Raw genomic sequence first — 10,152 nt, forward strand, 5'->3', positions numbered from 1 at the left:
GATGGCAGAGTCGATGGCAATTCTCCCGGCAATCCGTTCTGCAAGATGTCGGCACGTCCGATGGAAGTGAACCGATCCGGCCGGTTCATGCACCAATGGAATTCCGACGTGATATCCTTTGCTCCCGCTGAAAAATACAAGAAGGTCACTCGGCTTCCAGTCCGCACGATTACGTTTGTGTTCCGCGTACCGTTCCAAAATTGACACCACAAGTTTTCGTGTGTCTGCAAGAGCCGTGTCTGGGTCTTCTCGGTCGATGTCGAACCATAGCCAACGTGAGCCGACGATCCCTGTGTAACCGGCCACGCTTCCGTTCTGGCGGGTCATCAGGTCTCGCATTTCCGGCCCGTACCGGAAGGCCGACATATAGGCTTCGCCGGTTCCGCGTGACTTCCGGCAACGGGAAATGAATGTTTCCTCTCCCGCCACCAGAGTCTTCGGCAACCGAATGCTGCCGTCGATGAAAAATGCCCAAGGAGTTTCAGCGTTCATTTGTCTCCTCGCTTTCGATCCTTCGACTTCGTTCGTGAGGGATTCTGATTTGCCGGTCTCTTCTGTGCGGTCGTCCCCTTCGTTTTTGCGGGTTTCGCATGAGAAGTCTTCGACGGCATGCCGTCCGATGTCCCTTGGATTATGATGTCAGTGATTCTCGCCACATCGTTTTGCTCGCCTCGTTCAGACGCAGACACGATAACGAAGACAGTGCATTGAATAGCCTTGTCGCCGGGAAACGGTTCCATGCAGTGGTGTTCTTCGACAATGCCGAACTTTGCTAATTCGACGCGAGAATATGCCAGGGCTGCCTCGGTGAAGTAGTAAGTCTTCCAGAACTTCCGGCCCGTTAGCTCTCCTTCGATAACTTCAAAGGTCAGCCGGTAGCCATCGGTTCCCTTGGCAGATTGCCAATTCTCCCCCTTGGTCACCCGGCAACGATATTTCCCGTGCGGAACGGGTCCGATTCCTTCCAGCGGAGTTTCAAAAAACTTCTTTCGCTGGTCGTTTCCACCCCCGCCGAGAATGTTTGAGTATTTGCCCATAGTGGTATTCCCTTCGCAGTTGAAAATTTCGAAGAGATTGGTTTTGTTGGCGTGAAAAGGTTATTCAGGTTTACTTTGCGCCTTCCTTGGCCAGTCGTTCGAGTTCATGGGAAGGGACAAGCAATTTCCGGCCGTAGCGAATTGACTTGACCTTGCCCGCGTCGATCAGACGGAGCAAGTGCCGGTAGGAAATGCGAAGATAGCCAGCAGCCTCTTTTGCTGGCCACGGCGAACCATCTGGTCGGGTCGGCAATGCCGATTCAATCAAACTGTGCATTTGTGTGGCCCTCGCAGCTTCGGGCCTATTCCCGTCGCGGCAGAGACATCATCCAACACAGTTCGGAAGGAATAATTTCGACCGATTTGTTCCGACTAATTTGTTCCGACAATTTGACAGGTGATCCCCGGAAATGACCGGCGAAGTCTGTTGAAGACTATTTTCTCGGAACAAATAAATATGACTTGACAGGTTTTTAATTGGAATTTTTCCGACGCTTGCGAACCCTATCTAACAACTTGTTCAAGTCTCTAACCGACTTGATTTTGTTGCCCGATCTGGTTTTCAGTTGTTCAACAAAATCCTCTCGATTGTGCCCGGCCTGTTTTTCTGCTTCCCATTCATTTGAGATTTTTTCATCTAATTTGTAATCAGATGTTATTGGGTGGCCGCGACCTTTCTTGGACACTTCATTGATCTTTCCGCTCATGATAGCTTGGTTCGGCGGTCCATTCGATGCGGTATTCTCAAAGAGTTCTCTCGGTGCAGCATTCGGAACCAATGCAAGCCAATCCACAAAATCCGTCTTGAACAGAAGAACTTTCGACAAGGATGGCAAGTGATCTTCCACGCGGTCACTTCGTTGGGCTGCATCCAAGAGGGAATGATTTGCCTTCCGAAACTCTGCTCTCCAAGTCCCCGGTTTGGAACAATCAGTGTATTCACATGCGATTGCTCCCAACCGCAGACAATCAAGGTTCAACGCTTCGGTTACCGCTGCCTCAAGACCTTGAAACGCCTCAATGGTCCGGGGAACATCGTGGTCGATTGATAACCTTGCAGTTTGAAATTGTGTTAGCGAATTACGAATGGCATCAATATAGGCAATTGCCTTTCTGAGAAGGTTGGCGTCTTCTTCCGGCCGGAAGGCGAATGAGTTCATGGAATCAGCCACATTCAGACTATTGGTCAAACAAAGTTGGTTGAGCAGGACGGATTTTCGCCAGTCCGCGTTTTGCGGTTGTCTTGGCGGCGATCAGATGAGGAAGCATAAGTTTCGCAATCGCTTCGATGACCGGAACCACGACGGCGTTCCCGAATTGTTTGTAGGCTGGCGTGTCGGCAACAACGATTCGGAACGGTCTTTCACCCGGCGAATCGAATCCCATCAACCGGGCGCATTCACGGGGGGTTAGTCGGCGGGGACTGTTCCCCTTGCCCCGTGATACCAAGATTTCCGATCCGTCCTTGTAGTAGCGTGCGGAAAGCGTCCGGGTTACATCCTTCGGTTCAACCAAACTAAACCCGAAGCCGTTGCCTTTGGCCCGATGCTTTTCCGCATAGCGTTGCAGATAGTTCCAAAGGTGTTCAGTCAGCGTGTACTTCGGAGCAACAGCGGCCATTCTCCCCAACGTGTACGGCGGTTCTTCGGCTTCGCTCCCGTTCTCGGAATGCAGAATGTCCCCCAATTTTGGCCACTTGGCCGAAGGGGGAAGTTCCAAGTCCTCAAATCGAAACGCCGACTTGTCACGGAAGCCGACGATGAAAATGCGTTCCCGATGCTGTGGTACAAACGCTTTCGCGTCGATCACTCGGAACTGGACGTGATAGCCGAGTTCTTCCGTCAACGTCTGCCGAATCACTCGGAAGGTATTCCCCTTGTCATGACTCATCAGGTTCTTGACGTTTTCCAACAAGAACGCTTTCGGCCGGTGATGAGCGATGAGCCGGGCCACGTCGAAGAACAGCGTACCTTGCGCTTCGCACGCAAAACCGTGCGGACGGCCAAGAGCGTTCTTCTTGGACACTCCTGCGATGGAAAACGGTTGGCACGGGAAACCGGCCAGCAACACATCATGTCTGGAAACGTCTTCGGTTTTTACTTCGCGGATGTCTCCGGCGATTCGATGCGAACACGGATAGTTCGCCAGATAGGTCTTTCGGCAAGATTCGTCGTACTCGCAGGTAAAAACACACCGCCCCCCCACTCGCTCGAATCCTTTGCGAAGTCCACCAATCCCCGCGAATAAGTCGATAAACGTGAATTTGGCATCTGTTGACGCCTGCGGATGAGTCTTTTCAACCAGTTGGCGAAGCGTGGCCACCACGGCGTTCCGTGGTGCTGCTTCGCCATTCTCCCAACGATACACCGTCCGAAGGGTATAGCCCATTTGGTCCGCTGCTTCTTCAAGAGAGATTCCGGCGCGTTCTCTCAATTCCGAAAACAAAGTTTGATCTTCCATGCTCATTTCCCCCCTTCGTTTTCGTCCAAGGGAGGGAATGCCAGCGCGGCGCGTTGAAGCGTCAGACCGTGTTCGTACATCAATTCCCCGAATCCCTTCCCGAACGCTTCCTCATGCAGTTTGTCCAGCCGATCACCCTCGGACTTTTGGAACAGGTCGTTTCCGTTCGCGTCCACATAATCGCCCGCTTCCGTGTCGGGATGATACCCCGGCCCAATAGTGGCAATGCACCAACTAACCAAAGATCGGGCATCGTCAGGTTGTCGAATGGAATCGGGAAGAGTATCGGATTGTTGCATGGGACTGCTCTGGGACATTTTTTGACATTATGTCATCTGTTGTTCATTTGTACAGTCAGTCTTGGCCTTATGTCCCTAATCACCTCCCCGTCTTCCGTCATTCGGCGGTATAGTCGATACGTTCGCTTTCGCCGTACAAGTGGGGGATGTCGGAGAACTTGATTCGGAATTGGTTTCGGACGTGCAGTTTTCGCGTGGGCAGACTCCAGTTCTCTGCCTTGATGGCCGGGTCCGTGAACATCAAGCCGTTTATCAATCCGCTGAGAACGCGAAGAAAGTCTGTCTCTGTGCAGACCAAGACAGGGGGACCGTAAAAGTATTCGTTGCTCTCTTTCTTGGCGAGCGCGGGAACGTAGGCGGCACGGCCATGTTTCACACTCCAGCTTCTCACCAACTTTCGGAACGACCAACCGGCCGCCAAGGTTCCGTCCTCTGAGAAGTAAGAAACGTGTCCGTCAGGGTCAAGCCGGTCGGGCTTCGCGGGGTCGAAACCCGTAACGCGAAGCGTCAATCGGGTGTCTTTGTGTTGGTGTCCGACGCGATGAATTCCCCCGAAGTTTTGGCGGTCTTCACGACCTCGCTTGTCGGGGTAGCCCCATTCTCGAAGGAAGCGAAGGATTCCGTTCTCTTCCCGGTATACTCCCATATCCGGTTCGACCGTTAGCACGGTCACGGCCTTCTTGTAGATGGGACCGAACCGGGCCACGGTATAACCCTTGATTTCGTACCCTTCAAAATCGGGCTGATTGTCCCCGTTTGCCGAAATGCCTAACAAGGCTTCTAGAGTGTATCCAACCGCATTCTGTGCGGAATACTCAATGACATTTCCTTGAACGAGTTTCCGGCCCTTGACCCATCCCATCAGATTGATTTCCCGAAGCCGGGCCAAGAGGCGGTCTTTGGGAGTGTTTACGCCCGTGGCAATTGGCAACGGGTGAAGTCCCGCCTCATGCTCATACCCTTCCGTCTGCCGTGCTTCATGCCGAAGGGCTTCATGCCCGACAATCAGCATTCCCAATGTTGCGCCGTCCGACCGGACACCGAGAAACAGCAATCGGTTTTCGTAGACTTCCCCAGCCTTCTCACGAAGGTACTCGGAAGGAATCGAGCGTACCCCCTTCATGATCCCGGACAAACGGACTTCCGGGTATTGAGGGTAATAGATGAGTTTTGCGGACGAAGCGTTTTCCTCATTCCCTTCAAGACTCAACCAGTTGAAGTGAAGGTGTCCGTAAATCCGCTTCGCGTCCTGTGCCTTCGGCTTTTGGGTTTCTGTCATCCATTCCGGCATGGGTGGGGAATCCTCAAGCCGGTTGGGAAACAGATTGAAAGATGATAAGTCAGTGGTGAGATAGATTTGCCGCTTGCCGTCGTGGTTCCAAGCCAGTTCTTTCAAGTGTAAACTGTGACACCCAGCTTTGCGAAAAGCATTCTGCACGTCTTCCAGAGTCACGGGGCGGGAAGGGAACGGTTCTTCCAGTATTCTCGGTGTGGTCATGGTGAGGATTGGAACATATTGCCTCTTTCCATTCCAGCATTTTCCAACCCTGTCCAACCCATTTGGAGACGACGGAACTTCAACCGGATGGCATTCAATTAGCTGCTTTTGCGGCTTTCCCCTTCCCAAGGTAATCTGTCGTCAGCCAGTTCAACAGGCTTCGGGGTATCGACGGGAAGTGACAACCCGGCCATGCCCGTGATAACGGCCTTCATGTTCCCCGGCATCTTATCCCATGCTTGAATCACACGGAGCAAATCCGGGTCAATCGTGGTCGGTTCCGGCGGTTTGGTGCAACCGTTGGAGCAACCAATTTCCTCAATGCTTATATTCGCTTGTTTTTCAGGCGTTTGCTCGCAAGAGCGCTTGGTTCGGGACCAAGAGGTCGCAGGTTCAAATCCTGTCAGCTCGATTGTTGCAACATCCTTGTTTGTAGGCATTTGCGGTTTTCGCGCACCGGCGAGGAGATGACCTTGGGCAGGGTATGAGGCAGGGATGAAAAAAACCTTGGTCATCGCCAACTGACCGAGGGCCGTAAAGAGTAAGCCTTCCGGTTCACCCGTGCGTCACGGGAGGTTTACTCACATGCGTCAGCCGACTCCCTGGTTCCGCGCGTCCAAGCACGCGTGGTTTGTCGAACATCACGGCAAGCAAGTTCGCCTCGGGATTCACCCGGTGAACACCTCAACCCCGAAAAAATCCCCCACAGGCTGGAATCCCCCCAAGGCGATTCTCGACGCCTACTACAAACTCATGGCGACCGAATGCCTGCCCCAATCGGACAAGCTGGCGGTCAGTCTCATGTGCGATTTGTTTCTGGAACACGGCCAGAAGCACCACACCGCCGACACCTACGAAAATTATCTCTACTTCCTTCAGTCGTTCTGCAACGCCCACGGCTCCCTGCCCGTCACCGAAATCCGGCCGTTCCACGTCACCAAGTGGCTGTACAACAACCCCGCGTGGAAGGGCGGCCGCCGGCACGCGGTCATCGCCGTAAAGCGGGCGTTCTCGTGGGCCGACCAAGAGGGCATTTTCTCCCCGTCCCCGATCCGAGGCATCAAGGCCGAGGGTGTCAAACGCCGGACCCGCGTTCTCTCCTCCGAGGAACAGACTGAAATCCTCGCCACGATCCGCGACAAGGAGTTCCGGCAATTCGTCCGGGCGATGCTCGCCACCGGCTGCCGCCCGTCCGAAGTCTCCCGCGTCACCGCCGCCAACGTCAACCTCGACCTTGGCGTCTGGATTTTCGAAATCCACAAGACCGCGAAGAAAACCCAGAAGCCACGCGTCGTTTATCTGTCGGAGGAGATGGCCGCCCTCACCCGCGAACTGATGGCGAAGAACCCCGAGGGCCCGTTGTTCCGGAGCAGCCGCCGCAACGCCCCGTTCACCCGCAACGCGATCCGCATCCGCTTCGGGCGGCTGCGGAAGAAACTCCCGCACCTGAAATACCTCGTCGCCTACTCGGCCCGCCATTCCTTCGCCACCCAAGCCCTGGTGAACGGCGTCGGCATCGCCCAGGTCGCCGAGCTTCTCGGCCACACAAGTAGTGAAATGGTCAGCAGCACATACGGGCATCTGGCTGGACAGATCGCCCGCATGCGTGAGGCCGCGAAGAAAGCAACTGCCTCTGGTACCGCAACGAATGATAAATGCGGCTCATCCGGGAAGTGCGTACCCGGTCGGTTGACAAAAAGGAGGAGCATGCCGTTTCATGAAGGGTAACCACACCTGTTTCAGGAAGCCAGCATGTCCTCCACGCCACTATATCGCGCCTTTGGCATCCGTGACTACCAAGTCGTCCGGACCGCCTCCTCGAAAGCCGGTCTCACCCTTCACCTGCGACAGGGGGCCGCCCGCGACCGCTGCTCGGCCTGCCAGTCGGTCAACGTCATCCGACACGGAACCGTGGAACGCACGATCCGAACCCTGCCCGTCGGCGGCCAATCGGTTGACCTGTGCCTGCCTGTCCCGCGACTCGGTTGCCGCGACTGCGGGCTCGTCCGTCAGGCGGCGATCCGCTTCGCCAGACCCTTCCGACGACTCACCCACGCCCTCGAACGATATGCCCTCGACCTGCTCGGCCATATGACCATCCAGGCCGTTGCCGAGCACTTGAAGGTCGGTTGGGACGCCATCAAGGATCTCTTCAAATGCCGCCTTCAAGCCCGCTTCGGACAGCCCAAATTGAAGCGCCTCAAGCGGATCGCCATCGACGAAATCTCCGTCGGCCACGGCCATCGTTATCTGACCGTCGTCCTCGACCTGAACACGGGGGCGGTCGTGTTCATCGGCCAGGGCAAGGGGGCCGACGCCCTGAATCCCTTCTGGAAACGCCTTCGGGCCGCCCATGCGAAGATTCACGCGGTCGCCACCGACATGTCCCCGGCTTATCTCTTCGCCGTCCGGGAAAACCTGCCCAAGGCCGTCCATGTCTTTGATCATTTCCACGTCGTGAAACTCTTCAACGAGCGACTGTCGGATTTTCGCCGGGATTTGCAACGCGAGGCCGAGGGGCCGCCCGGCAAGACCGTGCTCAAGGGGACGCGCTGGCTGATCCTCAAGAACCCGGAGAACCTGGACGAGGCCAGGGGTGAACGCACCCGGTTGGAGGAGGCCCTGCGGATCAACCAGCCGCTGGCGACCGCTTATTACATGAAGGAGGAATTCCGTCACTTCTGGGAACAGGACAACCTGAAAGACGCCACGCGGTTTCTAGACGACTGGTGTCGGCGGGCCGAGGCGTCCAAACTGTCGGTGTTGCAAAAGACGGCCAGTTCTTTCCAGATGCATCGGACCGGCTTGCTCAACTACCATCGCTGTCCGATTTCGACGGGTCCTCTCCAAGGGGTGAACAACAAGATCAAGACCCTGCAACGACAAGCCTACGGCTACCGCGATCAGGAATTCTTCCACCTTCGTATTTACTCAATCCATCGAGCCAAGTACGAACTTGTCGGATGAGCTTTTTTTCGCACATTTACGCCCAAGGCGACGTACATCGTGTGCGGGGACACCCGCCCGTTTTCCCCGCGGACATGCGCGACGATGCCGTCGAGATAAACGACCGGCCAGACCGGGTCGAGCCACCGGGTCTGCCAGGCGGTCAGCTCGGCGTCGAGATCTGTGGTGATCTCCGACACCAGCGTCGGCGACACGTCCACGCCGTACAGTTCCTTGACGACGTCCTGGATGTCACGGTTCGTCAGCCCCTTGGCGCACAGCGTCAGGATCTTCTCGTCAAAACCGTCCAGACGTTGCTGATGCCTGGCGATCAGCTTTCGGCTCGAAAGCTCCCAGCCGGTCACGCGAAGTTTGGAGCGTGAACTCTCACATATCACCGCTGACCGTCTTCCGGGAATGTCCGTTGCGACGATTTTTGGCCGCCGGTCTGGCGTCGTCGGGAGCAGCGGCGGCTTCGGCGGGACCAGCCGTCAAGGCTGGGGTTGGCCGTCGTCCGAGATGAACATCCATCTCAGTGTTGAGCATCCGTTCGATGGCGGACTTCATCATCGTCCGCAACAAGTCGTTAAGGTCGTCAATCGTCGTGGCCTGTTCGGCCATGTCCTGGGCCGGTTGCTCGGCTTGGGATTTCAGGATCGCGTCCATGCGTGTGAATCTCCGTCAAAGAAAAAGGATGGGTAATACCCGTTCCCCTCTCCTGATACAAGATTCAGTACAAGCCCATGGAACATCGAGAACATCCCCCCGAACTCCCGGCGAGGGCCTGCGGTGGTTGAGCCATGTGGCGCCCGATTTCACACTGAAGTCTGCCTGCTCCTGTCGGGCGGGCCTTCTTCATTTTTTGACGTCTTGAGCATGGCACCCATGATCGCATTCTCCAGCAACGCCATCACTGATGAGTCGTGTGGCAGGACATCGACGATTTCGCTGACCGGTTCCCCGTTGAACCTCCGGGTCAGCAAACCCCGCCACCAGAGCGTGTTGCCATCCAGTTCTGTCTGTCGCATATTTTCGCCGTATTTTCTGGTTCCGACGGCGGCTCCCGGTATAAGATGGTGTGCTTTTGATCGGGGTGGCTGGTCCGATCAAAATACTTGCCGCAATGCGCCAAGGTCGTAAAACTGCCCTTACATCCGGGTCCCGTCACCTTGTTTCTCTATGCCCACCGGTCTTGACATTGAATTCGTCCTCGCGCTTCGCGGGCCGAACATTTGGGCCCGGTTTCCCGTCCTCGAAGTCTGGGTGCAACTCCACGATTTGAAGAACCTCGCTTCCAGCGAAATGCCGGGATTCAACGAGCGGCTGCGCGCCATGCTGCCATCCTTGATCAGCCATCGGTGCAGTGTCGGGGAAGTGGGAGGGTTCTTTCAGCGGCTGGAACGCGGCACGTATATGGCCCACATTTTCGAGCATATCGCTCTGGAACTCCAAGCTTTGGCCGGGTCGGACGTGGGGTTCGGGAAAACACGGATGGCCCGAGCGGGCGGGGCATACAAGATCGGGCTGGAATACGAAGACGAAGAAACAGGCCGCGCGGCCTGTGAACTGGCCAAAGCCGTCTGCGACTCGGCCGTCAATGGCACGCCAGTCGACTTGAGCGGCGGCATTGAACGGCTGAAAGCCATTCGCTCGCGGAACAGGCCGGCGTCGGCGGTGGCTGAGTTGCTCGACGCGGCCAAGGAAGCCGACGTACCAGCTCAGTTAATCGACCCGGCGGCCGGGCTAGTCCGGCTCGGGACCGGGGCCAGGCAGCGATTGGTCATGGGCGGGCAGACCGACCGGACCAGCGCCGTCGGGGCTCACGTCTCCAAAGATCGCCAGTGGACGCGCGAGTGGCTGGCCGAGGCCGGACTGCCGGTTCCCGCCGGGGGCCGGGAAGTTTGGTCGGTGG

Annotated in this window: 11 protein-coding genes and 3 pseudogenes; 3 read left to right on the forward strand and 11 right to left on the reverse strand. The window is 56.3% G+C overall.

What is annotated here, in order from left to right:
* From BGIM_RS65435 to BGIM_RS64425, 8 genes and pseudogenes are all read right to left on the reverse strand, one after another.
* A pseudogene (locus BGIM_RS65435) lies at positions 1-492 on the reverse strand (hypothetical protein); the annotation flags it as partial.
* Complete coding sequence (locus BGIM_RS0146225; protein ID WP_020476357.1) at positions 489-1,037, reverse strand: hypothetical protein; 549 nt, start codon at positions 1,035-1,037, stop codon at positions 489-491. The pseudogene BGIM_RS65435 and the gene BGIM_RS0146225, both read right to left, overlap by 4 nt.
* 70 nt (positions 1,038-1,107) lie before the next feature.
* The gene (locus BGIM_RS60925) at positions 1,108-1,314 is read right to left on the reverse strand and encodes a helix-turn-helix domain-containing protein (RefSeq protein WP_020476358.1); all 207 of its coding nucleotides are present in this window, start codon (positions 1,312-1,314) and stop codon (positions 1,108-1,110) included.
* Between the two features lie 196 nt (positions 1,315-1,510).
* The gene (locus tag BGIM_RS0146235; RefSeq protein WP_029632124.1) at positions 1,511-2,197 is read right to left on the reverse strand and encodes a hypothetical protein; all 687 of its coding nucleotides are present in this window, start codon (positions 2,195-2,197) and stop codon (positions 1,511-1,513) included.
* 19 nt (positions 2,198-2,216) lie between these two features.
* A complete protein-coding gene (dcm, locus tag BGIM_RS0146240; RefSeq protein ID WP_020476361.1) occupies positions 2,217-3,503 on the reverse strand; it encodes a DNA (cytosine-5-)-methyltransferase in 1,287 nt (428 codons plus the stop codon).
* On the reverse strand, positions 3,500-3,796 hold the full coding sequence (locus BGIM_RS0146245) for a hypothetical protein (protein WP_020476362.1): 297 nt from the start codon (positions 3,794-3,796) through the stop codon (positions 3,500-3,502). The genes dcm and BGIM_RS0146245 overlap by 4 nt, the downstream gene beginning before the upstream one ends.
* Positions 3,797-3,893: 97 nt before the next feature.
* Positions 3,894-5,294: an MvaI/BcnI family restriction endonuclease gene (locus tag BGIM_RS0146250; RefSeq protein ID WP_020476363.1), complete on the reverse strand. Its 1,401-nt coding sequence runs from the start codon at positions 5,292-5,294 to the stop codon at positions 3,894-3,896.
* Positions 5,295-5,392: 98 nt separating this feature from the next.
* Positions 5,393-5,809: a hypothetical protein gene (locus BGIM_RS64425; protein WP_157369976.1), complete on the reverse strand. Its 417-nt coding sequence runs from the start codon at positions 5,807-5,809 to the stop codon at positions 5,393-5,395.
* A 70-nt stretch (positions 5,810-5,879) separates the two neighbouring features.
* Between BGIM_RS64425 and BGIM_RS0146265 the strand changes: the two genes are divergently transcribed.
* Both BGIM_RS0146265 and BGIM_RS0146270 read left to right on the forward strand, forming a co-directional pair.
* Positions 5,880-7,022 (forward strand): tyrosine-type recombinase/integrase, encoded by a 1,143-nt coding sequence (locus BGIM_RS0146265; RefSeq protein ID WP_020476364.1) that lies wholly within the window; start codon positions 5,880-5,882, stop codon positions 7,020-7,022.
* A 24-nt stretch (positions 7,023-7,046) separates the two neighbouring features.
* Positions 7,047-8,261: an ISL3 family transposase gene (locus BGIM_RS0146270; protein ID WP_020476365.1), complete on the forward strand. Its 1,215-nt coding sequence runs from the start codon at positions 7,047-7,049 to the stop codon at positions 8,259-8,261.
* Positions 8,262-8,269: 8 nt separating this feature from the next.
* Here BGIM_RS0146270 and BGIM_RS59610 read toward each other — a convergent pair.
* From BGIM_RS59610 to BGIM_RS56335, 3 genes and pseudogenes are all read right to left on the reverse strand, one after another.
* A pseudogene (locus tag BGIM_RS59610) lies at positions 8,270-8,684 on the reverse strand (transposase); the annotation flags it as partial.
* Between the two features lie 59 nt (positions 8,685-8,743).
* Positions 8,744-8,906: pseudogene (locus tag BGIM_RS68680) on the reverse strand (IS256 family transposase); the annotation flags it as partial.
* Positions 8,907-9,055: 149 nt separating this feature from the next.
* On the reverse strand, positions 9,056-9,268 hold the full coding sequence (locus BGIM_RS56335; RefSeq protein WP_020476367.1) for a hypothetical protein: 213 nt from the start codon (positions 9,266-9,268) through the stop codon (positions 9,056-9,058).
* Between the two features lie 151 nt (positions 9,269-9,419).
* Here BGIM_RS56335 and BGIM_RS66285 point away from each other — a divergent pair.
* Positions 9,420-10,152: cyanophycin synthetase family protein (locus BGIM_RS66285; protein WP_202947410.1), on the forward strand; the 733-nt coding region annotated here is incomplete at its 3' end.

It is taken from the genome of Zavarzinella formosa DSM 19928, assembly GCF_000255705.1.
Taxonomy (GTDB): domain Bacteria; phylum Planctomycetota; class Planctomycetia; order Gemmatales; family Gemmataceae; genus Zavarzinella; species Zavarzinella formosa.